This window comes from Pseudomonas sp. S1_E05 (assembly GCF_056337105.1).
Genome location: NZ_JBFRHM010000001.1, coordinates 5,637,301 through 5,662,536, shown reverse-complemented (window position 1 = coordinate 5,662,536; position 25,236 = coordinate 5,637,301). Strand labels below are relative to the sequence as shown.

The 25,236-nt window shown below is 59.3% G+C and carries 19 protein-coding genes, 2 tRNA genes and 3 pseudogenes; 19 read left to right on the top strand and 5 right to left on the bottom strand.

Features of this window, described 5'->3' with window-relative positions:
- Positions 1 to 69 precede the first annotated feature (69 nt).
- From AB4N33_RS26210 to AB4N33_RS26150, 13 genes are all read left to right on the top strand, one after another.
- Positions 70 to 1,794 (top strand): tetratricopeptide repeat protein, encoded by a 1,725-nt coding sequence (locus AB4N33_RS26210; RefSeq protein WP_460120914.1) that lies wholly within the window; start codon positions 70 to 72, stop codon positions 1,792 to 1,794.
- A gap of 4 nt (positions 1,795 to 1,798) precedes the next feature.
- A complete protein-coding gene (gene lolB / locus AB4N33_RS26205; protein ID WP_460120912.1) occupies positions 1,799 to 2,416 on the top strand; it encodes a lipoprotein insertase outer membrane protein LolB in 618 nt (205 codons plus the stop codon).
- A gap of 4 nt (positions 2,417 to 2,420) precedes the next feature.
- The gene (gene ispE / locus AB4N33_RS26200) at positions 2,421 to 3,272 is read left to right on the top strand and encodes a 4-(cytidine 5'-diphospho)-2-C-methyl-D-erythritol kinase (protein ID WP_460120910.1); all 852 of its coding nucleotides are present in this window, start codon (positions 2,421 to 2,423) and stop codon (positions 3,270 to 3,272) included.
- Positions 3,273 to 3,308: 36 nt separating this feature from the next.
- Positions 3,309 to 3,383 (top strand) — tRNA-Gln (locus AB4N33_RS26195).
- A 47-nt stretch (positions 3,384 to 3,430) separates the two neighbouring features.
- Positions 3,431 to 4,372: a ribose-phosphate pyrophosphokinase gene (locus AB4N33_RS26190; RefSeq protein WP_003171603.1), complete on the top strand. Its 942-nt coding sequence runs from the start codon at positions 3,431 to 3,433 to the stop codon at positions 4,370 to 4,372.
- A gap of 141 nt (positions 4,373 to 4,513) precedes the next feature.
- Positions 4,514 to 5,113 carry a 50S ribosomal protein L25/general stress protein Ctc gene (locus AB4N33_RS26185; protein ID WP_460120907.1) on the top strand — a complete coding sequence of 200 codons (600 nt, stop codon included), beginning with the start codon at positions 4,514 to 4,516 and terminating at the stop codon, positions 5,111 to 5,113.
- A 160-nt stretch (positions 5,114 to 5,273) separates the two neighbouring features.
- Complete coding sequence (gene pth / locus AB4N33_RS26180; RefSeq protein ID WP_476458547.1) at positions 5,274 to 5,858, top strand: aminoacyl-tRNA hydrolase; 585 nt, start codon at positions 5,274 to 5,276, stop codon at positions 5,856 to 5,858.
- 23 nt (positions 5,859 to 5,881) lie between these two features.
- Positions 5,882 to 6,982 (top strand): redox-regulated ATPase YchF, encoded by a 1,101-nt coding sequence (gene ychF / locus AB4N33_RS26175; RefSeq protein ID WP_476458546.1) that lies wholly within the window; start codon positions 5,882 to 5,884, stop codon positions 6,980 to 6,982.
- Positions 6,983 to 7,527: 545 nt separating this feature from the next.
- The gene (locus AB4N33_RS26170; protein WP_476458545.1) at positions 7,528 to 10,227 is read left to right on the top strand and encodes a type VI secretion system Vgr family protein; all 2,700 of its coding nucleotides are present in this window, start codon (positions 7,528 to 7,530) and stop codon (positions 10,225 to 10,227) included.
- Positions 10,224 to 12,176: a phospholipase D-like domain-containing protein gene (locus AB4N33_RS26165; protein ID WP_476458544.1), complete on the top strand. Its 1,953-nt coding sequence runs from the start codon at positions 10,224 to 10,226 to the stop codon at positions 12,174 to 12,176. Before AB4N33_RS26170 ends, AB4N33_RS26165 begins: the two co-directional genes overlap by 4 nt.
- Positions 12,127 to 13,410, top strand: a complete 1,284-nt coding sequence (locus AB4N33_RS26160) for an SEL1-like repeat protein (protein WP_476458543.1) — start codon at positions 12,127 to 12,129, stop codon at positions 13,408 to 13,410. The genes AB4N33_RS26165 and AB4N33_RS26160 overlap by 50 nt, the downstream gene beginning before the upstream one ends.
- Positions 13,411 to 13,429: 19 nt before the next feature.
- Positions 13,430 to 14,293 carry a hypothetical protein gene (locus tag AB4N33_RS26155; RefSeq protein ID WP_476458542.1) on the top strand — a complete coding sequence of 288 codons (864 nt, stop codon included), beginning with the start codon at positions 13,430 to 13,432 and terminating at the stop codon, positions 14,291 to 14,293.
- Between the two features lie 74 nt (positions 14,294 to 14,367).
- Complete coding sequence (locus tag AB4N33_RS26150; protein ID WP_476458541.1) at positions 14,368 to 14,997, top strand: hypothetical protein; 630 nt, start codon at positions 14,368 to 14,370, stop codon at positions 14,995 to 14,997.
- A gap of 72 nt (positions 14,998 to 15,069) precedes the next feature.
- Here the strand turns inward: AB4N33_RS26150 and AB4N33_RS26145 are convergent, their stop codons facing one another.
- The gene (locus tag AB4N33_RS26145) at positions 15,070 to 16,287 is read right to left on the bottom strand and encodes an MFS transporter (protein ID WP_476458540.1); all 1,218 of its coding nucleotides are present in this window, start codon (positions 16,285 to 16,287) and stop codon (positions 15,070 to 15,072) included.
- A 1,020-nt stretch (positions 16,288 to 17,307) separates the two neighbouring features.
- Between AB4N33_RS26145 and AB4N33_RS26140 the strand changes: the two genes are divergently transcribed.
- The 4 genes and pseudogenes from AB4N33_RS26140 to AB4N33_RS26125 form a co-directional block, all read left to right on the top strand.
- On the top strand, positions 17,308 to 18,843 hold the full coding sequence (locus AB4N33_RS26140; protein WP_476458849.1) for a methyl-accepting chemotaxis protein: 1,536 nt from the start codon (positions 17,308 to 17,310) through the stop codon (positions 18,841 to 18,843).
- 114 nt (positions 18,844 to 18,957) lie between these two features.
- Positions 18,958 to 19,034 (top strand) — tRNA-Met (locus AB4N33_RS26135).
- 128 nt (positions 19,035 to 19,162) lie between these two features.
- A complete protein-coding gene (gene ggt, locus AB4N33_RS26130) occupies positions 19,163 to 20,989 on the top strand; it encodes a gamma-glutamyltransferase (RefSeq protein ID WP_476458539.1) in 1,827 nt (608 codons plus the stop codon).
- 7 nt (positions 20,990 to 20,996) lie between these two features.
- Positions 20,997 to 21,182, top strand: a pseudogene (locus tag AB4N33_RS26125) (type II toxin-antitoxin system HigB family toxin); the annotation flags it as partial.
- 26 nt (positions 21,183 to 21,208) lie between these two features.
- Here the strand turns inward: AB4N33_RS26125 and AB4N33_RS26120 are convergent.
- Positions 21,209 to 21,844 (bottom strand): LysE family transporter, encoded by a 636-nt coding sequence (locus AB4N33_RS26120; RefSeq protein ID WP_476458538.1) that lies wholly within the window; start codon positions 21,842 to 21,844, stop codon positions 21,209 to 21,211.
- Between the two features lie 152 nt (positions 21,845 to 21,996).
- Between AB4N33_RS26120 and AB4N33_RS26115 the strand changes: the two genes are divergently transcribed.
- Positions 21,997 to 22,806: an AraC family transcriptional regulator gene (locus AB4N33_RS26115; RefSeq protein ID WP_476458537.1), complete on the top strand. Its 810-nt coding sequence runs from the start codon at positions 21,997 to 21,999 to the stop codon at positions 22,804 to 22,806.
- Between the two features lie 76 nt (positions 22,807 to 22,882).
- On the top strand, positions 22,883 to 23,251 hold the full coding sequence (locus tag AB4N33_RS26110) for a cupin domain-containing protein (RefSeq protein ID WP_476458536.1): 369 nt from the start codon (positions 22,883 to 22,885) through the stop codon (positions 23,249 to 23,251).
- Between the two features lie 10 nt (positions 23,252 to 23,261).
- Here AB4N33_RS26110 and AB4N33_RS26105 read toward each other — a convergent pair whose 3' ends face one another.
- The 3 genes and pseudogenes from AB4N33_RS26105 to AB4N33_RS26095 form a co-directional block, all read right to left on the bottom strand.
- Positions 23,262 to 23,861, bottom strand: a complete 600-nt coding sequence (locus AB4N33_RS26105) for a flavin reductase family protein (protein ID WP_476458535.1) — start codon at positions 23,859 to 23,861, stop codon at positions 23,262 to 23,264.
- Between the two features lie 58 nt (positions 23,862 to 23,919).
- Positions 23,920 to 24,354, bottom strand: a pseudogene (locus AB4N33_RS26100) (methyl-accepting chemotaxis protein); the annotation flags it as partial.
- A gap of 111 nt (positions 24,355 to 24,465) precedes the next feature.
- Positions 24,466 to 25,146: pseudogene (locus AB4N33_RS26095) on the bottom strand (PAS domain-containing protein); the annotation flags it as partial.
- Between the last annotated feature and the right edge of the window lie 90 nt (positions 25,147 to 25,236).

Below are 25,236 nucleotides of genomic sequence, written 5' to 3'. Positions count from 1 at the left end.
GGGCGGTTATGTTTGCAAGATGGCTTGTGTCATGATGGCCCGACCGCAGGTTAGTCGTCCTCTTCCTATATGAATAGATCTTCCGCGTTGCTCCTAGCTTTTGTCTTCCTCAGCGGCTGCCAGGCCATGGCACCCGTTTCGTCGGACGGTACGCCGCCGGTCGAAGACAGCACTCCGGCCCCTGAAAAACCCAAGGTCTACAGCTCATTCAGCGAAGAAACCGTCTTCAGCCTGCTGAGCGCCGAACTGGCTGGCCAGCGCAATCGTTTCGACATTGCCCTGGACAACTATGTGACCCAGGCCATCAATACCCAGGACCCGGGCATCTCCGAGCGTGCCTTTCGCATCGCCGAGTACCTGGGCGCCGACCAGGCAGCTCTGGACACCGCTTTGATCTGGGCGAAAAACGCGCCGGACGATCTTGAGGCCCAGCGGGCTGCCGCCGTGCAACTGGCGCGCGCAGGACGCTATGACGACTCCATGGTCTATATGGAGAAAGTCCTGCAAGGCAAGGGCGATACGCATTTCGACTTCCTTGCCCTGTCTGCGGCGGATACCGATCAGGAAACCCGCAACGGCCTGATGAAAAGTTTCGACCGATTGTTGCAGCGTCATCCGAACAACAGCCAACTGATTTTTGGCAAGGCACTGCTGATGCAGCAGGACGGCGACAATAAGGGTGCATTGACCCTGCTGGAAGATAACCCGCCGGAAGAAGGTGAGATCGCGCCGATCCTCTTGCGCGCACGCTTGTTGCAAGTCCTCGGTCGCGGTGATGAAGCGCTGCCCCTGCTCAGAAAAAGCATCAAGCAGTACCCGGACGACAAACGCCTGCGCCTGACTTATGCGCGCATGCTGGTCGAACAGGATCGCATGGACGACGCCAAGGTCGAGTTCTCGAGCCTGGTCCAGCAATACCCGGAAGACGACGAACTGCGTTACTCCCTTGCGCTGGTCTGCCTGGAAGCCAAGGCATGGGACGAGGCCAAGGGTTACCTGGAAGACCTGATTGCCCGGGAAAGCCACGTCGACTCGGCGCACCTGAACCTTGGCCGTATCGCTGAAGAGCGTAACGACCCCCAGGGCGCACTGATCGAGTACGCCCAGGTTGGCCCGGGCAACGATTACCTGCCGGCGCAACTGCGTCAGGCCGACATCATGATGAACAACGGCAAGACCGCCGAAGCGCAAAGACGGCTAGCGGCCGAACGAGATGAACAGCCGGATTACGCGATCCAGCTTTACCTGATCGAAGCCGAGACCCTGTCCGCCAATAAACAGGAAGACAAGGCCTGGGGTGTGCTGGCCAAGGCGTTGCAGCAATACCCGGACGATCCGAACTTGCTGTACACCCGCGCCATGCAGGCGGAAAAACGCAATGACCTGGCGCAGATGGAGAAAGACCTGCGCCTGATCATCAAGCGCGACCCGGACAACGCGATGGCACTGAACGCCCTCGGCTACACCTTGTCCGATCGTACGACACGTTATGTCGAAGCCAAGGCGCTGATCGAACAGGCACACCAGATCAATCCGGAAGACCCGGCGGTACTCGACAGCCTCGGCTGGGTGAATTTCCGCATGGGCAACCTCGACGAAGCCGAAGCCTTGTTGCGCAAGGCGCTGGAGCGCTTCCCCGACCAGGAAGTCGCCGCTCACCTGGGTGAAGTCCTGTGGGCCAACGGCAAGCAGCGAGAAGCCCGGCAAATCTGGAGCAAGTTCCTTACCGAACAACCCGACAGCCCCATCCTGCGCGACACCATCAAGCGCCTGACCGGATCAGAGACTCTTTAAGATTATGTTTTTGCGCCACCTCATCGTATTCAGCTTCATCGCCCTGCTCGCCGGTTGCGCGGGCTTCGGCGCCCGTGAATCGGTCCAGGGCCAGGGCGACCAGGCCCAATGGCGCGAGCACAAGGCGCAATTGGCCGGCATCGATGGCTGGCAGATCAACGGCAAGATCGGCATTCGCGCGCCGAAGGATTCGGGTAGCGGCACGTTGTTCTGGCTGCAACGCCAGGATTACTACGATATCCGCCTGTCCGGCCCACTGGGTCGCGGCGCAGCGCGCTTGACTGGCTCGCCGGGCAAGGTTTCGCTGGAGGTCGCCAACCAGGGGCGCTATGAAGCGCCGACCCCGGAAGTGCTGCTCGAAGAACAACTGGGTTGGAACCTGCCGGTGTCACACTTGAACTGGTGGGTACGCGGGCTTCCGGCACCGGACAGCAAGAGTCGCCTGACGCTGGACACCGACAGCCGCCTGGCCAAGCTGGATCAGGATGGCTGGCAGGTCGAATACCTTAGCTATAGCGAACAGAACGGCTACTGGCTGCCCGAGCGGATCAAACTGCACGGCGCCGACCTTGATGTCACATTGGTGATCAAGGAATGGCAACCTCGCAAGCTGGGGCAGTGAAATCATGACGGTCCCACGCCTGACCCTGCCCTCCCCGGCCAAGCTCAACCTGATGTTGCATATCCTCGGCCGTCGTGAAGACGGCTATCACGAGTTGCAGACGATTTTTCAGTTTCTCGATTACGGCGATGAAATCACTTTTGCCGTACGCGACGACGGCGTGATTCAACTGCACACCGAATTCGAAGGCGTACCTCACGACAGCAACCTGATCGTTCGGGCGGCGAAAAAACTCCAGGAGCAATCCGGTTGCACTCTGGGGATCGACATCTGGATCGAAAAAATCCTGCCCATGGGCGGCGGTATTGGTGGCGGCAGTTCAAACGCCGCGACGACTTTGCTGGGTCTCAATCACCTCTGGCAACTGGGGTGGGATGAAGATCGCCTGGCCGCACTGGGCCTGTCGCTGGGGGCTGACGTCCCGGTTTTCGTGCGTGGCCACGCGGCTTTCGCCGAGGGCGTGGGCGAGAAACTCACCCCGGTAGACCCCGAGGAACCGTGGTATCTCGTGCTTGTGCCGCAAGTATCTGTAAGTACAGCAGAAATTTTTTCAGATCCACTGTTGACACGTAACTCTCCTCCCATTAAAGTGCGCCCCGTTCCCAAGGGAAACAGTCGAAATGACTGCTTACCGGTGGTAGCAAGGCGTTATCCAGATGTTCGTAACGCATTGAATTTGTTAGGTAAATTTACCGAAGCAAAACTCACCGGAACTGGAAGTTGTGTGTTTGGGGGCTTCCCAAGCAAAGCTGAAGCTGATAAAGTCTCGGCCCTTCTTACAGAGACCCTTACAGGGTTTGTAGCAAAAGGAAGCAACGTTTCGATGTTGCATCGCAAGCTGCAAAGTCTGCTCTAAAGGAACCGAGTACTGGGTACTCGTTGCAACAGATACAGGGGCGTCGCCAAGCGGTAAGGCAGCAGGTTTTGATCCTGCCATGCGTTGGTTCGAATCCAGCCGCCCCTGCCATTTTCCTATACTCATCCAGGTATACCCTCAGCCTTCAGGTACTGCGCGTGTCCAAGATGATGGTCTTTACGGGGAACGCTAACCCCGATCTGGCTCGGCGTGTCGTACGTCAGCTGCATATCCCTCTCGGTGACATCTCTGTCGGTAAGTTTTCCGACGGTGAAATTACTGCCGAGATCAATGAAAATGTCCGCGGTAAAGACGTCTTCATTATTCAGCCGACCTGCGCTCCGACCAACGATAACCTGATGGAACTGGTCGTGATGGCTGATGCCTTCCGCCGCTCCTCGGCTACTCGTATCACTGCTGTTATTCCTTACTTTGGTTATGCCCGTCAGGATCGCCGTCCGCGTTCCGCACGTGTGGCTATCAGCGCGAAAGTCGTGGCTGACATGCTGACCGTCGTTGGCATCGACCGTGTTCTCACGGTTGACCTGCACGCTGACCAGATCCAGGGTTTCTTCGATATTCCGGTAGATAACATCTACGGCTCCCCGGTACTGGTGGATGACATTGAAGATCAGCGCTTCGAAAACCTGATGATCGTGTCCCCGGACATTGGTGGCGTCGTGCGTGCACGTGCCGTTGCCAAATCCCTGGGCGTGGATCTCGGGATCATCGACAAACGCCGTGAGAAAGCCAATCACTCCGAAGTGATGCATATCATCGGTGATGTCGAAGGGCGTACCTGCATCCTGGTCGATGACATGGTCGACACCGCCGGCACCCTGTGCCATGCGGCCAAGGCTTTGAAAGAGCATGGCGCTGCCAAGGTTTTCGCCTATTGCACGCACCCTGTGCTGTCGGGTCGGGCGATCGAGAACATTGAAAATTCCGTGCTGGACGAACTGGTGGTGACCAACACCATCCCGTTGTCCGCAGCTGCACAAGCCTGTGCGCGTATCCGCCAACTGGATATCGCACCGGTTGTTGCCGAAGCGGTCCGCCGCATCAGCAATGAAGAATCGATCAGCGCGATGTTCCGCTAAGGGCCCTGCCCTTCTCGAACACCCTGTTGACGAAAAGCGCCCCGCCCCGGCATCACCTGCCGGGGCGGGGCTTTTTTGCCCATACCGTGTCTGGCGCTGGTCGCAAACGCCAACCGGTGATGGCTATTTTGGAGATACAAAATGACTGACTTTACTCTGAACGCTCAAGCGCGTACTGACCTGGGGAAAGGTGCGAGCCGCCGCCTGCGTCACGCTCTGAACATCCCGGCCGTTGTATACGGTGGTGACAAGCCTGCTGAATCCCTGACCATCGTGGCCAAGGAAATGGCCAAGCTGTTCGAAAACGAAGCGGCCTACAGCCACGTTATCGAGCTGAACGTTGACGGCAAAAAGCAAAACGTCATCGTTAAAGCCATGCAACGTCATCCAGCCAAGCAATTCATCATGCACGCTGACTTCGTGCGCGTTGTTGCTGGCCAGAAACTGACTGCAAAAGTACCGGTTCACTTCATCAACGAAGAAGCTCCGGTCAAGAAAGGCGGCGAAATCTCTCACGTTCTGAACGAGATCGAAGTTTCCTGCGAAGCCAAGGACCTGCCTGAATTCATCGAAGTCGACCTGGCTAAGGCCGAAGTCGGTTCGATCATTCACCTGTCCGACCTCAAAGCCCCTAAAGGCGTTGAGTTCGTTGCTCTGGCACACGGCGATGACAAGGCTGTTGCCAACGTCCACGCTCCACGTGTTGCTCCAGAAGCTACCGAAGAAGGCGCTGCAGAGTAATTTCACTCTGTACGCCGGAGTGACGGAAACATCGCGGACTGGAACGTAGCGAGAAAGCGGGCGGGAACGCGGAGTTTACATTCATGGTAAATGAGCATTTTTCGTCCGCCACTTGCACCGGCGGCGATGTTATCCACCACTTCAAGGAAGGGCCCCTATCGTGACTGCCATCAAACTGATCGTTGGCCTGGGAAATCCAGGCGCTGAATACGAACAGACCCGGCATAACGCAGGGGCCCTTTTTGTTGAGCGCATCGCGAACGCACAAGGTGTCAACCTTGGCGCCGATCGCAAATATTTCGGCCTGACCGGGCGCTATTCGCACCAGGGTCAGGATGTTCGTCTGCTGATTCCCACCACCTACATGAACCGCAGCGGCCAGGCCGTGGCGGCACTCGCCGGTTTCTTCCGCATCAAGCCCGAAGAAATCCTGGTGGCGCATGACGAACTCGACCTGCCTCCGGGCGTTGCCAAGCTTAAACAGGGCGGCGGTCACGGCGGTCACAACGGGTTGCGCGACATCATTGCGCAATTGGGTAATCAGAATACCTTCTACCGCTTGCGGCTTGGCATTGGCCACCCGGGCGTAGCCAGTATGGTTTCAAATTTCGTCCTGGGTCGCGCGCCTCGCGCCGAACAGGAAAAACTCGATGCCAGCATCGACTTCGCCCTCGGCGTGCTGCCGGATATCCTCGCCGGTGAATGGAACCGCGCGATGAAAAACCTGCACAGCCAGAAGGCCTGACTCTAATCCGAGGGGGAAACACCATGGGATTCAATTGCGGCATCGTCGGCCTGCCTAACGTCGGCAAGTCCACCCTGTTCAACGCGCTGACCAAATCCGGGATCGCGGCCGAGAACTTCCCCTTCTGCACCATCGAGCCGAACAGCGGTATCGTGCCGATGCCGGATTCGCGTCTGGACGCCCTGGCCGCCATCGTCAACCCAAAACGCATCCTGCCGACCACCATGGAATTCGTCGACATCGCAGGCCTGGTGGCGGGCGCGTCGAAAGGTGAAGGCCTGGGCAACAAGTTCCTGGCCAACATCCGCGAGACCGATGCCATCGCCCACGTGGTCCGCTGCTTCGAAGACGAGAACGTGATTCACGTCTCCAACAGCGTCGACCCGAAACGCGACATCGAGATCATCGATCTGGAACTGATCTTCGCCGACCTCGACAGCTGCGAGAAGCAACTGCAGAAAGTCGCGCGCAATGCCAAGGGTGGCGACAAGGACGCCGTGGTCCAGAAAGGTCTGCTGGAGCAATTGATCGCTCACTTCACCGAAGGCAAGCCGGCGCGCAGCCTGATGAAGAACATGGGCAGCGACGAGAAGCTCGTGATCAAGGGCTTCCACCTGCTGACCACCAAGCCTGTCATGTACATCGCCAACGTTGCTGAAGACGGCTTCGAAAACAACCCGCACCTGGACGTGGTCAAGGCCATTGCCGAAGAAGAAGGCGCCGTGGTTGTTCCGGTCTGCAACAAGATCGAAGCGGAAATCGCCGAGCTCGATGACGGCGAAGAGAAAGACATGTTCCTCGAAGCCCTGGGCCTGGAAGAACCTGGCCTGAACCGCGTGATCCGCGCCGGCTACGAAATGCTCCACCTGCAGACCTACTTCACCGCCGGTGTAGAAGAAGTCCGCGCCTGGACCGTGCGCGTCGGTGCCACCGCACCGCAAGCTGCCGGCGTAATCCACACCGACTTCGAAAAAGGCTTCATCCGCGCCGAAGTGATCGCCTACAACGACTTCATCCAGTTCAAGGGTGAAGCCGGTGCCAAGGAAGCCGGTAAATGGCGCCTGGAAGGCAAGGATTACATCGTCAAGGACGGCGACGTGATGCACTTCCGTTTCAACGTGTAAGCCGCTTTCTTACACGGCGGACAGACAAAACCCCTGGGACTCAACCTCCCAGGGGGTTTTTCTTTGGCCCGCAATTGGTGTGCAGGTGTCGACCCACCACGATGGTCGTGGACGATGACGCTCCGCAACCCTGTAGGAGCGAGCACGTCGAGGCGTCGAACCGTCGCGATGGCGTCAACGATGACACCGACCACCTGACACCCCGCGGTGCCTGATCCTCCTGTAGGAGCGAGTTTGCTCCGGGCGGCGTTCCGACGATGGTCGCCAACGATCACGCGGGAAGCCTGACACCCCGAGGCGCCCGAACCACCATCGCAAGCCTTCCAGCGTCGACCGGCTGCTCCTACAGTAAAGCTGCGTTTTCAGAGGCTTCCAAAATCTGGAAACTTCCTACAGACCCGGCGCCATAACATTTGGACGCATCCTACGCGCCTATCAGAACCGTCCTATTTCCACAATTTTCAGCCTCTAGAACACTGACCCGCATCCAACGCGGGTGGATAAAAACCTCCCCGCCACTCCATCCAGGCCAGGGAGGCTTGAGCATGAATGCACCCCCGATTTTCTTCGACCACAGCCGCCACAAACTCTGGGTACGCGACCTTGAACCCTCCCTCGACGTACTGGCCTTCCACGGCGAAGAGCGCCTCAGCCAACCCTTTTGCTACCACATCGAATTCACCAGCACCGAGCAGGACCTGGCCGCCCAGCAACTGCTCGGCCAGGACGCCGGCTTCAGCCTGCATGCCATACCGATCGCGGTGATGCCCTGGGAAACGCTGACCATCGAACCGTTGCGCACCCTGCAAGGGGTGATCACCGGTTTCCAGCGCCTGTCCGCCTCCAAAGACGAAGCGCGCTACGAAATCACCCTGCAACCGCGCCTGCAACTGCTGGGCCTCGGCCGGCAATACCGCATCTACCAACATAAGTCGGTGCCGGAAATCGTCGAGAGCATCCTGCGCAGCCGTCACGACATGCGCGGCCATGAATTCCTGTTTCGCCTCAAGCGTGAATACCCCCGGCGCGAACAGGTCATGCAATACGGCGAGAGCGACCTGACGTTCATCAACCGCCTGCTGGCCGAGGTCGGCATCTGGTACCGCTTCGTCAGCAACGAGCGCCTGCGCTTCGATGTGGTGGAGTTCTGCGACAACCAGTGCGGTTACCAGTTCGACGTGCAGTTGCCGCACCGCCCGCCAGCGGGGTTGGGCAGCGACGAGGTCGGCGTGTGGGCCCTGCAAACCCGCCACCGGGTGGTGGAACAACACGTCAACGTGCGCACCTATCAGCACCGCGACGCCAAGGCGCGGCTCGATGCCGAGGTCGATCACTCCCGTGGCGCACGCGGCACCTACGGCGAGGCCTACCATTACGCCGAACCCTACCGGGCGCTGGGCGACCCTTACGAGCGCCACGAAAAACAGCTCGGTGAAAGCGGCTACTTCTTCGCGCGCCTGCGCCACGAGCGTTACCTCAACGAGCAGACACACCTCAGTGGCACCAGCAACAGTCCGACCCTGGCGCCGGGCCAGGTGCTGTCCATCAGCGACGGCGCCCCGCAAGCCTTCAACCCGAGCTGCGCGGTCATTGCCGTCAGCACCCGGGCCAGCCGCGATGGCGCGTTTGTCTGCCAGTTCCAGGCCATGCCCTACAGCGAAGAGCTGTGTTTCCGCCCGCCGTTGTTACCCAAACCGCAGATCGCCGGCACCGTGCCCGCCCGCGTCACCAGCGGCCTGGCCCACGACCGCTATGCCGAAATCGACAAGGAAGGCCGCTACAAGGTCAACTTCCTGTTCGACCGCGACACCTGGCCACTCGGCCGCGAAAGCGCCTGGCTGCGCCTGGCCCGGCCCTACGCCGGCGACACCCACGGCCTGCACCTGCCGCTGATCTGCGGCACCGAAGTGGCGATCGCCTTCGAACAGGGCGACCCCGACCGCCCCTACATCGCCCACGCCCTGCACGACAGCGAACACCCCGATCACGTCACCCTCAACGCCCGCAACTACAAGCGCAACGTGCTGCGCACCCCGGCCAACAACAAGCTGCGCATGGACGACAGCCGGGGCCAGGAGCACGTCAAGCTAAGCACCGAGTATGGCGGCAAGAGCCAGCTGAATTTGGGGCATCTGGTGGATGCGCAGCAGAAAAAGCGCGGCGAAGGGTTTGAGCTGAGGACCGATGATTGGGGCTGTGTGCGGGCGGGTAAGGGGGTGTTCATCAGTGCGGATGCGCAGGGCAAGGCCCAAGGCCCGGTCCTCGACATGAGCGCTGCGGTGAACCGCCTGCAACAGGCCGGCCAACAACTGCAAAAACTCTCCACCGACGCCCAGGCCGCCCACGCCGAACCTGCGGATGTGGCGGCGCAATTGCAGCTGCTGCGCCAGGACCTGGAACAACTGAAATCCTCGGTGTTGCTGCTCAGCGCCCCACAGGGCATCGCACTCACCAGCGGCCAGCACCTGCAACTGGCCGCGCAGGACAACCTGATGCTCAACGCCGGCGGCGAAGCGGACATCAGCGTGGTCAAGCGCCTGTTCATCGGCGTGGGCCAGGGCTTGAGTTTGTTCGTGCGCAAGTTGGGCATCAAGCTGATCGCCAACCAGGGCGCGGTGAGCATCCAGGCGCAGAACGACAAGTTGCAAGTGCTGGCAAGGCATGGTCTGGACATCAGCAGCACGGAAGATGAAGTGCGCATCACCGCGAAGAAAAAAATCATCCTGAACGGCGGTGGTAGTTACCTCACCCTGGAGCGGTCTGGCATCGAGTCGGGCACAGCGGGAGACTACAACGTCAAGTCGGCGCATTACGCCTACTCAGGCCCCGCCAGCATGACCGCCGCGCACCCGGACTACCCGGCCAATCCGTCCAGGCAACCGCTGCGGTTCAACCTCTCGCAAGCGGCCAATACCCATCAACAATCCTGGGCCGGCATGCCCTACACGCTGTACGCCGACGGTGCCGAACTCAAGCGAGGGGTGTTGGACGATTCCGGGCAACTGGAAATCGACCACCAGGTGGTCACGCATGCCTATCGGTTGGTCATGGCCAGCGGTGTGGCGTTCAAGATCCCGGTGCCAGGCGAGTACCGCAATGCCGAACAGGCGCAAATGGCCAGTCAAGGCCTGCGTAATCACGCCTCTCAAGCGCACGACGAGATCCATCAACCCAACTCACACACGGACCACCGCGCCTTGTACGGCAAGGCCATGCAAGCGAATGAGCAAGGGAAACCATCATGAGCCAGTATGAAGCTGTATTTCCGGTCGCACTCCAGCATGCCCAGGAGGTGACCTGCACGCCGCCCTGGTACGTACGTGATACCGAATACCCACCCGCCATGGCCACCTATGAGCCGCTGATCAACGGCGAGGAAGCGTTTCGCGCCGTGCATCTGGCCATTGCCCAGGCCAGGGAATCGGTCGACATCATCTGCTGGGGATTTCAGCCGTCGATGTATTTCATCCGCGACGGGATATCGCCGTGCATCGGTGATCTCCTCGTCGCGAAGGCTCGTGAAGGGGTCAAGGTGCGGATACTGGGCTGGGAAATGCCGTTCAACAGTGCAGGTTTCGCCGACGAAGCCAATCTGCCAGGCAAAGGCATGGTGAGCATCGGTGATCGTAAAATGCAGAGCTCCACCGAGGAGCAATACGCTTTCGACCGCCAGTGGTTCGTCAACCATGCGGTGGCCGACTACATGGCCGCCGGACTTCAGGCCGCTCGCGGTATTTGCGTTTTTGTCAGCCGAGGGTTCAGCCTGTTTGAACGGGCGGAAATCGCCCACCAGGCCCGCTATAAAAGCCTCGACCCCAAAGTCAGCGCCACCACGCAATTTATCCTGACGGCCGCGGCGACCCACCATCAAAAGACCGTCCTGGTCGATTACGAACGGCCGGACCGCGCCGTCGGTTTCGTCATGGGCCACAACATGCTCGACGAGTACTGGGACACCAACGACCACTCGGGACGCAACCGTTACAAGGACAAAAAGCCCGCCCCCAACCTGGGCCCACGGGGCGATACCCCACGCCAGGATATTTCCAGCCGGGTCAGCGGGCCGATCCTGGAACACCTGCACCACAACTTCGCCAAGGCCTGGCTGAAGGAAACCGGCGAGAACCTGCTCGATCTGCGCCAGGCCAAAGTGGTCGGGCCGCAACTGCAATGCGCCCCGGGCACCACCCACCAGATCGCCCAGATCGTGCGCACCCAGGCCCAGGAAGGCAAACGCGATATTGAGCAGGCCTACCTGCAAGCCGTCAACAATGCCAGCCAGTTCATCTACATCGAGAACCAGTATTTCCGCTGGCCGCCGCTGGCCGAGCAGATCAAGGAACACGCGGCTGCCATGGTCCGCGGCGGTCGCGACCCCGCCGTTCACGGTGACCTGCACCTGTTCGTGATCACCAATGCCACCGCAGACGGCATTGGCTCCGGCACCCTCAACACCTACCGCATGCTCGAAAGCGTGGGCAAGGGTCATACCATCCCCGAAATCACCAAATTGCAACGCATCAAACAGGCCAAGGCCGACGCGGCAGCGCTGGAAACCGAGTTCGGCGAACGCCTGGAGGGGCAGGCTCTGGCGATGCTGTTGAGCCTCACCGACCCATTGGCCGGGACCGATTACGGTTCCCGGGCCCAGCAAGAACGGTGGACGAAAGAAGCGGAGAACGCCAGGCGCAAAGCCGAGCTTAAAGAACAGATAAAGGCCATCAAGGGAGAAAGCTTTGGGGAGCTTCCGGAGCTGTCCAGCCTGAAAGTACACGTGTGTTCGCTGGTCGCTCCCGACACCGCGGAGGGCGTCGCCTGGATGCCGGTGTACATCCACTCCAAGTTGATGATCGTCGACGACGTATTCACCACCCACGGCTCGGCGAACATCAATACCCGCAGCATGCAGGTGGATAGCGAGCTGAACATCATTCATGAGTGGGTGAGTGTGACGCGAGCGATGAGGCAGCGGTTGTGGCGAATGCATACGGGCAAGTTGGGGGCGCAGGATGATCCTGAAGAAGCGTACCGGGCTTGGCAAAAGATTATCAATGAGAACAAAACCCGTCAGGCAGACAAGCACTCCCCATATGCCCCCCTCGTCGAGTTCTATTACGACAAAAAAACCTATCGGATCTCGACTGATGCGCCAGTTCTTGATGCTGTCATGCCTATTGCTGGTCGCGTGCGATAGCAGCCACACCCTCTCTACCAAGGAAGCCACCTTGAAACCTTTGACGAAAACAGCAGCCAATCTTGCCTTTAGCTGTGTGCACGAAAATATTCCTGAGGCCTCTAGCGAGTCCAACGTACTGTTCCAGTACGCGCGCTGGTTGCAAAAGAACAACTTGCTCAAACAGGATGAGAAAGTTAACGCAGAGGTTGAGCGTTTGTACCGCATTTCCAGTGAGAATGATCACCACAAGGCAACGATCAATTTGCAAAATGGGGCAATACGCGGCACGTTCAAACTGCGAAGTGAAGAACAGCTTCGCATGAGTCAGCAACTGATTGATGCGGGAGTGGCCTCGGGATACTACTTCGTCGGGATTTTATTGCAGCACGGCTCTGCGGGATTAAAAAAAGATCACGAACAGGCGTTGCAGTACTACCGCAAGGCAGCTGATGAGGGGAGTGCGCTCGCTCAAGCTTTAGTCGCAGGCAAGCTGGCGCCGATTGACATTGCTCCGGATGTTGCACGGCAAATGCGGCGTTGCGCAGCCGAGCAGGGGAATGGTGCTGCGGCCGTCGATCTGGCAGTCCATTTAAAAAACAGAAAACAGTACGGGGAGGCACTCGAAGCATTCCAGATGGGCGTAGCTGCAGGCAATGAAGCCGCTGCCGGCTGGCTGGGTGATGGATTTCGTGACCCGCAACCTACCAACCAGTTAGATTACCTTGACCAAGAAAAAGACCCCGAACGGGCAGAGCGTTATTACAAAATCTGGAAACTTCTCTCGGGCTATTCATACGCCAACCCCAAAGTCCCCGAAATCAACGAAATCGTCCCGCTCCCCCCCGCGCCGCTACCGGCATGGAATGGCAAGCTAAAGTGGGTCGAAGAGCGCCTGGCCAATATCCCACCTGAGAAGCCCAGCGAAGCGTTGATTCATCAATTGGCCAAGGCCAGGATGCTCGACCCCCTCACCGGCCGGCCCATGCCCGGCTCCCCGGACTTCGTGAAGATCGACCCCGATGAAAGGCCTGCCTGCAACACCGGCGAACCCTGCACCCATACCGGTTACTGGCATGCCTACCGCGTCGCTGGCGGTGGCAGCTACGTGGGCGAGAACAAACCGCAACGTTTCGAGAAAGGCCGGACCATGCCGACCCTGGCAGTCAGTTATCGCCAGCGCCGTTTCCTGTTGCCGGATGTGTTGACGAGCAAAGAAGAAAAGATTGAATGGAGGCTGGTCGGTGAAGCGTGAATATTTTTTGATCTGGATCATGAGTGCGTTGTTGGTTGGCTGTAATGCTGATGCGCTACGTTCCGGTAAAAAAAATTGTCGTGAAATCACTGACCAATCGGAGGGGAAGTGCACGGCGAACCTGAAGTATCTGTCCAGCAACTATGTCGTAAAAAATGGTTATGTATATTGGATTACAATTGATAATCTTACTGAAAGTCCCTGTCTTTTAGGGATGCCTGCTTTCTTTCATAATATGTTTTCCTGGAAGTGCGTATCTTCAAAATGGAACGATAAGGAGATAGTGGAAGAACGAAGTCTCTTGAAGGTGGCAAAATTTTCACCGGAGTTCAAGACGCTTGAAGGGACTGAGCCTTCGCTTCCAGATTGGCAGCAAGAGCATTTGGTGAATTACGCGAAAGACGATCGCGCCGTCTATCATTACTTCTCTAAATTGGATGGCGCCGACCCGAAGGATTTTTCAGTTATTTTTCCATTCGGCACGAATAAAATATGGCAAAGATTTGAATTATCTCAAAGTGCAGGATCAACCTATTTTGGTAGAGAAAAATTCAAATACGTTAACTTTTCCGAGTTAAATTTGTTCACCGATGTCCGTTGCCCAGGTCATGGATTGTCGTGCTTGTCAATCTCTCACATGAAAGAAGCGCACGACTATGAAAGACATCCGTCAATGCGTGGGTGGATCGGAAATGACGTAATTTTACTTCGTCACGATGGCATAACTTATTTTACTAATAGTCTGTCGCCAGACACGTTTACATTCTCAACCCGTTACGGGCATTACATTTATACCAATAAAAAATTTTATGAACTGCATCGGTCAGCAGAAGGGCTGTTCGACATGGACGTCGAATATTACGAAAGCTTGAATAAGTGGTGAAAACAATACACTCACCAATCGGTGATGATCGGACAAAGAACTGCATCTCGCAAACGCCCCCTGTAGGAGCGAGCATGCTCGCGATGGACTTCAACGATGACGCGGGCTTCATGATGACCAGCGGTGTTCTTGCAACCATCGCGAGCATGCTCGCTCCTACAGAGGGCACGTCTTGGAACCTCTTGTTTACAAATTTTTCGATAACTCAATGGAACGGCCACCCCTGGCCACTAACAAGGAACGACTCAATGAAAAAGACTGATAAAGACCCCATCACCGTAGAATTTGGCCCACTGTTGTCCGACGCACAAGCCAAGGGCGAGAGCATCGTGCTGTTGGACGCCGAAGGTCATCTTGTCGAGGCGCACGCTCACGGTAATCTTGTCGAAAAAATCGACGGTGGAATGCGTTTGACACGCCCGGACGGCGTGTCGGTGAGTGTGATTGACGGTGAGATGTTCATCGAAAACCTGGTTCCCAAAGCTGTGGGTATCCGGGATTTATCAGAGGTTGAGTCGTTTTCCGTGAGCGTGAAGGAGCAGGCACGCACCTGTCGCGTCGGGTTTCAGGGTGGCGGCCACCTGCAAATCGTGTATTCCCCTGACGGGCAGGTGATGGAGCTTTCCGGGCACAACCTCAAACAAACACTCTCCAAAGACAACACCCTGGTATTTGCTAAAGGTGATTCAGCCCACGGGCAATAGGGTTGATTCCTCGTGGACACAACCCCTGTGGGACCGTGTCCACAGTTTCCTTTTCTACAGGGATAAGGCCTGTCAGACCTTCCTGGTCCTCGGCAGGAAAATCGCCAGCACCCCGAACAACGGCAGGAACGAGCACAGGAAGTACACATACTCGATACCGTGGATGTCCGCCAGGTGCCCCAGCAAGGCCGCGCCGATCCCGCCGAAGCCGAACATCAGGCCGAAGAACACCCCGGCGATCATGCCGACGTTACCCGGCACCAGTTCCTGTGCGTACACCACGATGGCCGAGAATGCCGAGGCGAGGATGAAGCCGATCACCACGCTGAGCACGCTGGTCCAGAACAGGTCGACGTGCGGCATGATCAGGGTGAACGGTGCCACGCCGAGGATCGAGAACCAGATCACCGCCTTGCGGCCGATCTTGTCGCCGATCGGCCCACCGAAGAAGGTGCCCGCCGCCACTGCGCCGAGGAAGAGGAACAGGTGCAGTTGCGAGCTGGCCACCGACAGGTCGAACTTCTCGATCAGGTAGAAGGTGAAATAGCTGGTGAGGCTGGCCATGTAGAAATACTTGGAGAACACCAGCAGGCCCAGCACCACCAGGGCACTGATCACCCTGTTCTTCGACAGGCCGTGGGTGGCCGCATGGCCCTGCTTGAGCTTGAACAGGCTCAGGTGGTTGGCGTACCAACGACTGATGCGGTAGAGCACGAACAGCGCAAACACCGCGAACAGGCCGAACCACGCCACATGGCCCTGGCCGAACGGAATGATGATCGCAGCCGCCAGCAGCGGGCCGAACGCCGAACCCGCGTTACCGCCGACCTGGAAGGTCGACTGCGCCAGGCCAAAGCGCCCGCCCGAAGCCAGGCGCGCAATGCGCGAGGCTTCCGGGTGGAAGGTCGACGAGCCGATGCCGATCAGCGCCGCAGCCAACAGGATCATCGGGAAGTTGCCGACCACCGACATCATCACGATGCCGATCAGCGTGCACACGGTGCCGGCCGGCAACAGCCAGGGCTTGGGATGGCGATCGGTGTGGTAACCGACCCAGGGCTGCAACAGCGAGGCGGTCAACTGGAAGGTCAAGGTAATCAGGCCGACCTGGGTGAAGGTCAGGCCGTAATTGTCCTTGAGCATCGGGTAGATCGACGGCAGCACTGACTGAATCAGGTCGTTGATCAAATGCGCCAGCGCCACGGCGCCGATGATGGACATGACCAGGGGACTGCTTTGTGGGGTCGCGGACGCCGGCGTCGTGCCGGTCTGGGCATTGCTGATAGCCATGGGAGTTTCCGTACAACAGATGGGTGCACACGGGCAGGTGCGTCAATGTGCCATTTTTCGGTGCAGATGCGCCATCCCCTTAGGCAGCTAACGAACGGAACATGTTGACCTGTAGGAGCGAGCTTGCTCGCGATGGACGTCAAAACGCCGCGGTGTGCCAGGCGTCCAGCGTCATCGTTAACGACCATCGCGACGGTTCGACGCTTCGACAAGCTCGCTCCTACAGGGGGTACAGGTCGGCATCCATGGGTAATAGCCCATCGCCATGGTCTGAATCTTGCCTTGTTATTGGCTTCAACGCGGCGTTCTTACAAAGGACGTCGAGAATGGGAAGTTTCGCTACAGAATCGGCCTACAGAGCTGACCAGGGTGAACTTCCGAGGCCTTTAAAAGGGGCACGAGTCGCGGTCGCAATGACTTCGACGCACGCCAATGGTGCGTGGTGCCCACAGGAGTCGTGGGGCATGCAGGCTTTTTTATCGCCGGGTATTTCGTTGTTGGGCCGTTTCGGCTTCGCCCGCAAATTTCAGTTGTTGTTCCTGCTATTTATCCTGCCACTTGCAGGCAGCCTGCTAATGATCGGCCAGGACTATCGGGCCAAGTTGAGCCTGATCTCGGGCGAACGCGCCGGCGTGCGCCAACTGTTGGCACTCGACGAACTGGATAACCTGCTGTCCGCCCAGCGTGACCGCGCCGCCCGCTGGCGCGCCACCGAGACCAATCGCCAGCCGACGCCTGCGACCCTCGCCGCCGTGTCGGCATTCGACGCCTGCGACCCTCGCCGCCGTGTCGGCATTCGACGCCGTGCAGCCCGCCCTCACCCAGGCCACCACCGACCTGGCTGGCACGCTGCAAACCGAAGGAGCCGACACCCAGACCCTCGCCCGCTTTCAGGCTCTGCAAACCGCGCTCGACGGCCTCGATTCAAAAAGCCTGAGCAGCGTGGGCTGGTGGCCCGACGGTTATGATCGATTCACGAACGCCCTGAGTGCACTGCAAGCGCTGCGCGAACAGATCGCCATGGACAATCGCCTGACCCTGGCGCCATGGCTGGAAACCTACCTGCTGACGCAAATTTCCACCCAGCACGCGCCTGACCTGATCGAACGCGTCGGCCGGCTGGCGAGTGTCGGTCAGGCCTCGGTGGTGTCCGGGCAATTCACCCTGCAGAGCCGCCTGCAACTACGCGACCTGCGCAGCCGCATCGGCGATGCCCGCGAACAGCTTGTAAAAACTGCGAGCTTGCTGGAGGCGCGTCTGCCCAGCAACCTGCAAAGTTGGGCCGGGCACTACCACGACAGCCTGAAAAACCTCGACGCCGAACTGAAAGTGCTGGACGACGGCGTGTTCGGCGGCAGCATCCAGCTCAAGCCCGAGGAATTCGAGCGCGGTCTCGACGCCCTGCTCGGTGACCTCGCCACATTGCGTCAGCAGTCGTTGGTGTCGCTGGATCAGCGCCTGGATGATTACCAGGGTTCGGCAATCCGCCAGTTCATCGTGGTGGCGGCTGTCTTTGGCTGCCTGTTGTTGGCAGCGCTGTACCTGTTCATCTGTTTGCAGGCCTCGATCCGCCGCAGCGCCAGCGGCATTACGCTGCTGGCCGAAGCCCTGCGCGACGGCAACCTGAGCCTGCAAGTCGCGGTTGAGGGGCGCGATGAATTGGCGGCAATCAGCACGGCGCTCAATGTTGCCGTGGTGCAACTGCGCACCAGCCTGCTGGGAGTCGATCACGAGACCCTGCAATTGAGTCATGCGGTGCGCACGCTCAATCAGCATTCCAGCGGCGCCCTGAATGAAGTCGAAGCGCAGCAATTGCAGATCAGCCAGATCGCCGCCGCCGCCACGCAATTGGCTGCCACCTCGCAAGGCGTGGCCCAGAGCTGCGAACAGGCCTCCGGCAGCGCCCAGCACACCCAGCGCATCGCGGCTGATAGCAGCCGCGACAGCCAACGCACCACCGCGAGCATCCAGCAGCTCAACCAGCGCTTGAATGAAACGGCGGCGGCGCTTGGGCGCGTCAGTGAACAAGGCCAGCAGATTCAACTGGTGGTCGACACCATTCGCGGCGTCGCCGAACAAACCAACCTGCTGGCGCTCAACGCCGCCATCGAAGCCGCCCGTGCCGGTGAACAGGGCCGTGGTTTCGCCGTGGTCGCCGATGAGGTGCGCAGCCTGTCACAACGCACCCAGACTTCCACGGCGCAGATCGCCGGCACCGTCGACAGCCTGCGCAATACCGTCGATGAAGCCGTGAGCCTGATGGAGGCCGCGTGTGGTCAAGCGCAGTCAGACGCCCAAGCCGTCACCGGCCTGGGCGAGCGCCTGGGGGAAATCGCCAGTGCCGTGCAAAGCGTTACCGACACCCTGACGCAGATCGCCACGGCGGTCGACGAGCAGGCCAGCACCGCCGATGAAGTCAGCAGCAACATCCAGCAGGTGGATCAGGCGGCGGTGCGCTTGCTCGAAGGCGCACGGGCGGTGAACCTGGCGGCAGACACGTTGAGCCACGGCAGCAAGGCATTGAGTACCAATACCGGGAGATTTCAGCTCGGATGATCGCGGCAGGAAGGGTTTTTTCACCCTTTGCGGATAAGCGGTTGAAACTGTGGAGAAATATTTTGTTTTTACGCTTGACGCTTCTGCATTAGCGGTGAATAATGCGCGCCACTTGGCTACATAGCTCAGTTGGTTAGAGCATAGCATTCATAATGCTGGGGTCCGGGGTTCAAGTCCCTGTGTAGCCACCAAGTACTAAAAACGGCTTACCGCAAGGTAGGCCGTTTTTTTATGCCTGAAGAAAATGCCTGCAGGTTTGCGTCACTTACCGTCCGCCGATAAAGTCCACTGACCTTTCCCACGGACGGAGTGCCCTCGCGTGATCTCAGCCCTTGCCCTGAATCGTTTCCGCCTGTCAGCCCTGTCGCTGGTCGTTGTCGCCCTCACCGCATGCCATGCTCCGCCCGCCTCGACGTTGCCCACCGCGCCGGAGGCCGCGTCGGGCTTTCGTACCGACCTGCAAACGCGCCACGCCTCCCGGCACATGGCTGCCGCCGCAAACCCGCTCGCAGCCGAAGCAGGGCGCGCGATGCTGCGCCAGGGTGGCTCGGCGATTGATGCGGCCATTGCCATGCAGGCGGTGCTGACACTGGTTGAACCGCAGTCATCGGGCATCGGTGGCGGCGCCTTTATCGTGTTCTGGGATGGCAAACAGGTGCGCACGTTCGACGGCCGCGAAACCGCGCCAGCCGGCGCCACCGAGAAACTGTTCCTGCAAGCCGATGGGCAACCGATGGGGTTCACCCAGGCGCAGATTGGCGGTCGTTCCGTGGGCACGCCAGGTGTGCTGCGGGCGCTGGAGATGGCTCATCGACAATACGGGCGCCTGCCGTGGACGCAGCTGTTCGAGCCTGCGATCGAGCTTGCCGAGTACGGCTTCCCCATCTCGCCACGCCTGCACCAGTTGATCGCGGCCGACTCGTCGATGGCGCGCTCGCCCGAGATGATGGCGTACTTTCGCAACACCGACGGCAGCCCGAAAGCGATCGGTACACTGTTGAAAAACCCGGCGCTGGCCGCAGTATTCAAGCGCATCGCCAAAGAAGGCGCCGACGCGTTCTACACCGGCGCCATCGCCGAGGAAATCGTTGCCAAGGTGCAGGGCCACGCTAATCCAGGCAGTCTGTCGCTGAGCGATCTCAAAGGTTATTCCGCCAAGGAACGCGCGCCGTTGTGCACCGATTACAAACGCTGGCAGGTCTGCGGCATGGCGCCACCGTCGTCGGGCGGTATCGCCGTGGCGCAGACACTCGGCACCCTGCAAGCACTGGAAGCCCGCGACTCGCGCTACGCCCTGGCGCCACTGAAACCGATAAAGAGTGCCCAACCCGCCCGCCTCGAACCCACTCCGCAAGCCGTGCACCTTATTGCCGAAGCCGAACGCCTGGCCTACGCCGACCGTGCACAGTATGTCGCCGACAGTGATTTCGTGCCGGTCCCGGTCAAAGGCCTGGTCGACCCCGTCTATCTGGCCAGCCGCGCCGCCCTGATCGGCGAACGCAGTATGGGCACCGCCAAACCCGGAAACCCGCCCGGCACTCAGGTGGCCTACGCCCCCGACCGGTCGCCCCTGCGCATTTCCACCTCGCAAGTGGTGGCGGTAGATGACCAGGGCGGTGCAGTGTCGATGACCACCACGGTAGAGTCCGCATTCGGCTCTCACTTGATGGTCCAGGGCTTCATGCTCAACAACCAGATGACTGACTTCTCGTTCATCCCCGAAGAAAACGGGAAAAAAGTTGCCAACCGCGTAGAACCCGGCAAGCGTCCCCGCTCCTCCATGGCGCCGACCCTGATCTTCGATCGCCAAAGCGGCGAGTTCCTCGCCACCCTCGGCTCCCCCGGCGGTTCACAAATCATCGAATACGTCACCAAATCCACCATCGGCCTGCTCGACTGGCAGCTCGACGCACAAACTGCCATCAACCTCCCCAACTTCGGCAGCCGCAACGGCCCGACCGAACTGGAACAGGGGCAGTTCAGCGCTGGCTTGATTCAGGCATTGAAAGACAAGGGCCACAGCGTGACCGAGATCGACATGACCAGCGGCACCCAGGCGATTGTTCGGGTCAGGGATGCACAGGGTAATGCAGCACTGGCTGGTGGCGCGGATCCACGGCGGGAGGGAGAGGCGTTGGGGGATTGAGTTTTACATTCTCAAAAGCCGCAGAGTCGTGTTCAACATCAAGGGAAATGACTTGCGGTGGGTCGTCGCTGTTGCCTATCGCTTCGGGGCCGTTTACATAAAATTTGTCAGCACTCACGAGCAGTACGACGCAATCGACGCCAACACCGTCGAGATGGACTCACAAGCACCCTGCGTTAACCCTCGTAGCTGAAATGGGCGCCGCCACCTAGACGCCTTTCAGCGATTGGCTACCAGATGCGCACCGAAAAGCAGGTAACAACTTCCGGCAAAACGATCCAGCCATTTGCGCGAACGCTCGTAACCCTTCGCCATTCGACGACTGGAAAACAACAACGCCACGCTGCAATACCAACTGAACGACAAGGTTGCCATCGTCAGAACGGCCAGCGCCAATAATGTCGCAGGCACCGTTGCCGGCATGGCCGTCGCAAAAATGGTCGCGACAAACAGTGCGGCTTTGGGATTGGTCATGTTGCCGAGAAACCCTTGGCCATACACGGATAACAACGTACGGCTTGCACCGCCCCTCAGGCCGGTATCACTGACAGCCATCGGCGGTTTGCGCTTGAACTGTTTCAGCCCGAGGTAGATCAAGTAACAACCACCCGCGATCTTGAAGCTCAGGTACAGCATCGGTGCTGCGCTGAACAGCGACTTGATACCCAAACCACCCGCCACCCCCCACAACACGGTGCCAGTCGCCACGCCGAGCGAGGCTACGACACCGTGGCGCTTGGACTGACTGGCCGCCAGTTGCGCGACGTTGAAAAAGTTGGGCCCCGGCGTCACCACCGCGACTGTCCAGAGCAGCGCCAAAGACAGCAACGGCGCTGCGTAGCTCGAGACTTCCATGCTCCGTCATCCCTTTCGTTGTTCAAGGAGGCTCAACACAATGCGCCATCTGCTCTCCATTTTCTACTGAATAAAGCGACTGCCCCGCCGGAAGACAATCGACTGATCATTGAGTTAACGTATTACCTGTCTCGTCCAGAAACGGCGTCTTCATGGCCAGCCCTCCCCCTCGCAACGACTGGTTCCACCGCGCCCCCGACGTCGGCGGCATGCAGCGCTTCGAGGCGTTTTTCGCAGGCCATGGTTACGAGATGCATCGCCACGACACCTACGCCATCGGTCATACCCTGTCCGGCGTGCAGCGTTTCCAATACCACGGTGGCTGGCGCCACAGCTTGCCAGGCGGGACGATCGTATTGCACCCGGACGAAGCCCACGATGGCGAAGCCGGGACCGAGAACGGCTTTCAATACAGGATGATGTACATAGAGCCGGCGTTGATCCAGCAAATGCTCGACGGCCAACCCCTGCCTTTCATCAAGGATGGGATATCGAACGACCCTCGCCTTTTTGCCGCCAGCGCCGCATTGCTGCACAGCCTCGATTGCCCAATGGAACCCTTGCATGCGCAGGACGCGCTGTTCGACCTGGCGCAAGCCTTGAACACGGTCAGCGGCAGCGCTGCCAAACATCACAACTTCGACTACGTGGCGGCAGAGCGTGCCCGGGAATACATGCACAGCGCACTGGATCGCACGGTGACGCTGGAAGAGCTCGCGCACCACAGCGGTCGGGATCGCTGGAGCCTGTCGCGGGATTTTCGCCTGCTGTTCGGCACCAGCCCTTATCGCTACCTGACCATGCGCCGCCTGGACCTGGTTCGCTCGCTACTGATGCAGGGCCAGCCGCTGGTCAACGCGGCGCTGGTCGCTGGCTTTACCGACCAGAGCCACATGACCCGTCAGTTCAGCAAAACCTTCGGCATGTCGCCGGCGCGCTGGATAAAGATGCACCGGCGCTGACCCACGCACAATCGTTCAAGAATCAACCCGACGCTCTGACTATCGTGGTTGCACGAATAACCACCAGAGCCGTGTCATGAACGCCTATCAAAGCCTGAACTTCGCTGAAAAAATTTCCCGGATCGGCACGCACTGGAGCCCGCGGGTCATCGCCGAAATGAACGACTACCAGTTCAAGGTGGTAAAGCTGCTGGGGGACTTCATCTGGCATGACCACCTCGACACCGACGAGACGTTCATCGTCCTGGACGGCCAGTTGCGCATCGACTTTCGCGATGGTCACGTGCTGGTGAATGCCGGTGAAATGTACGTCGTACCTAAAGGGGTCGAGCACAAACCCTGCGCCGAGCAGGAAGTGAAACTGCTGCTGATCGAACCCCGAGGCGTATTGAATACGGGCAACGAAGGCGGCGAACGGACGGCGCAGAACGACGTCTGGATCTGACGCCAAGGCGTTACGGCGCCAGCGTCTTTCCATCCACCGGATCACCGATGGTCAGGAAGTGTCCGCCGGCCACGTGGTGCAAGGTGCGCAACGCATCGTATCCCTCGAAATGCCAACGGCCGTCGCTGAACACGCGCTCATCCGCGTGGGCGGCGATCACTTCAGCCAGGAACAGATCATAGCGTTCATGGTTGCCGGGCTCGGGCAGTAGCCGGCATTCGAGCCAGGCTACACAGCCTTCGAGCAGCGGCGCGTCGATCAACTCGCCGTTGAACGCCTGCAGGTCATAAGCCTGGAACTTGTCTCGGCCTTGGTCTCGGGTCAGCTCCAGGCCCGAGATCGAGCCGACGGTCTGCACGATGTCGGCCTGCACAGCGCAAGGCACGTTCAGGGCGAACGTGCCCGACGCTTCCAGCAATTGCCGGGTCCAGGTGGATTTATCGAGTACCACGGCAATTTTGGGGGGCTCGAAATCCAGCGGCATGGCCCAGGCCGCCGCCATGATGTTGCGCTGCCCGCCGTGGGCCGCGCTGACCAGCACGGTCGGCCCGTGGTTGAGCAGGCGGTAGGCCTTGGCCAAGGGAACCGGGCGACGATGGGAAGCGCTCATGGACATCTGCTCCAGGGAAAAGAGCCGATTGTAGCGACTTGCGCCCGGTTCGCAGGGATCAAGTCGACAGTTGATTGGCGAACTGCCCGACGGCATTCACCACTTTCTGCGCACCGTCCTGAATCTCGACAATCACCGTACCGGCCTCTGCCGCGAGTGCCAGGCCCTGCTCCGCCTGGAGTTTGCCGTCGGTCATCAGTGACACAGCGTTACGCGCCATGTCCTGGTTCTGACGAACAACGAGGACAATTTCATCCGTGGCCTGGCTGGTACGCGACGCCAGTTGTCGGACCTCGTCCGCCACCACCGCAAAACCGCGCCCCTGCTCACCGGCCCGTGCCGCTTCGATGGCGGCGTTGAGCGCCAGCAGGTTGGTCTGTTCAGCGATGCCGCTGATGGTCTTGACGATGGTGCCGATCACCAGCGATTGCTCGTTCAGTGCTTCGATGCCGTCGCCGGCGGTTTGCATATGCCTGGCCAGATCGCGCATCACATTGACCGCCTGGGTGACCACGGTGGTACCGCGCTGCGCACTTTGATCGGTCAGTTGCGAAGTACCGTAGGCGATGTTGGCGGCTTCGGCGACAGCCAACTCCTGGTTGACCTGATCGGTAATCACAGTGGCGAATTTCACCACTTTGTAGAGTTTGTTATTGGCATCGATCACCGGGTTGTAGGAGGCTTCCAGCCACACATCACGTCCGTGACTGTCGATACGCTTGAAGCGCCCCGCCACGAACTCGCCGGCGTTCAAGCGACGCCAGAACTCCTGGTATTGGGGGCTGTTGTATTCGTGCGCGTCGCAGAACGTGCGGTGATGTTTGCCCTTGATCTGCGCCAGGTTGTAGCCCATGGCGTTCAGAAAGCGGTCATTGGCCGTCAGCACGTTGCCCTGCAGGTCGAACTCGATCACGGCGGTCGAACGCACCAGCGCGCCGATCAGGTTCTCGTGCTCACGGGAGGCTTCGATGGTGCGGGTGAGATCGCTGGAGAAAATCGAAAAACTCCTGATCTTTCCACTTGAGGAGCGCACCGGTTGCAGGATCGAGCGCAACCAGGCCTCCTGGCCATTACCACGCAGCAGGCGCACGGCACCGACGAAGTGCTCGCCACGCGCCAGGGCTTGCTTGAAGCGAATATGGAATTCGTTGGACTTGACGTGGACCGGTACGAACTCCTCCAGCGGGCGCCCAACAAGATCATTCGCCTTGTAGAGCATCTCGTTGAGGAAGTTGGGGTTGACCGATTGAATCCGTGCATCGGCGTCAAGAGTGAAGACAAGCATTTCGCTTTCCAGGCTTTCCTTGACTTGCTTGAGGCAGGAAAGCTCCTCGCGAAGGTCCGACAGTTCTTGCTTCAAGCGTTTGTTGAACAT

Excerpts from the sequence above, each read along its gene's own strand:
- AB4N33_RS26210 (WP_460120914.1), top strand. The coding sequence starts at position 70 with ATGAATAGATCTTCCGCGTTGCTCCTAGCTTTTGTCTTCCTCAGCGGC.
- lolB (WP_460120912.1), top strand. The coding sequence starts at position 1,799 with ATGTTTTTGCGCCACCTCATCGTATTCAGCTTCATCGCCCTGCTCGCC.
- ispE (WP_460120910.1), top strand. The coding sequence starts at position 2,421 with ATGACGGTCCCACGCCTGACCCTGCCCTCCCCGGCCAAGCTCAACCTG.
- AB4N33_RS26185 (WP_460120907.1), top strand. The coding sequence starts at position 4,514 with ATGACTGACTTTACTCTGAACGCTCAAGCGCGTACTGACCTGGGGAAA.
- ychF (WP_476458546.1), top strand. The coding sequence starts at position 5,882 with ATGGGATTCAATTGCGGCATCGTCGGCCTGCCTAACGTCGGCAAGTCC.
- AB4N33_RS26170 (WP_476458545.1), top strand. The coding sequence starts at position 7,528 with ATGAATGCACCCCCGATTTTCTTCGACCACAGCCGCCACAAACTCTGG.
- AB4N33_RS26165 (WP_476458544.1), top strand. The coding sequence starts at position 10,224 with ATGAGCCAGTATGAAGCTGTATTTCCGGTCGCACTCCAGCATGCCCAG.
- AB4N33_RS26160 (WP_476458543.1), top strand. The coding sequence starts at position 12,127 with ATGCGCCAGTTCTTGATGCTGTCATGCCTATTGCTGGTCGCGTGCGAT.
- AB4N33_RS26155 (WP_476458542.1), top strand. The coding sequence starts at position 13,430 with ATGAGTGCGTTGTTGGTTGGCTGTAATGCTGATGCGCTACGTTCCGGT.
- AB4N33_RS26150 (WP_476458541.1), top strand. The coding sequence starts at position 14,368 with ATGCTCGCGATGGACTTCAACGATGACGCGGGCTTCATGATGACCAGC.
- AB4N33_RS26145 (WP_476458540.1), bottom strand. The coding sequence starts at position 16,287 with ATGGCTATCAGCAATGCCCAGACCGGCACGACGCCGGCGTCCGCGACC.
- AB4N33_RS26140 (WP_476458849.1), top strand. The coding sequence starts at position 17,308 with ATGGACAATCGCCTGACCCTGGCGCCATGGCTGGAAACCTACCTGCTG.
- AB4N33_RS26120 (WP_476458538.1), bottom strand. The coding sequence starts at position 21,844 with ATGGAAGTCTCGAGCTACGCAGCGCCGTTGCTGTCTTTGGCGCTGCTC.
- AB4N33_RS26115 (WP_476458537.1), top strand. The coding sequence starts at position 21,997 with ATGGCCAGCCCTCCCCCTCGCAACGACTGGTTCCACCGCGCCCCCGAC.
- AB4N33_RS26110 (WP_476458536.1), top strand. The coding sequence starts at position 22,883 with ATGAACGCCTATCAAAGCCTGAACTTCGCTGAAAAAATTTCCCGGATC.
- AB4N33_RS26105 (WP_476458535.1), bottom strand. The coding sequence starts at position 23,861 with ATGAGCGCTTCCCATCGTCGCCCGGTTCCCTTGGCCAAGGCCTACCGC.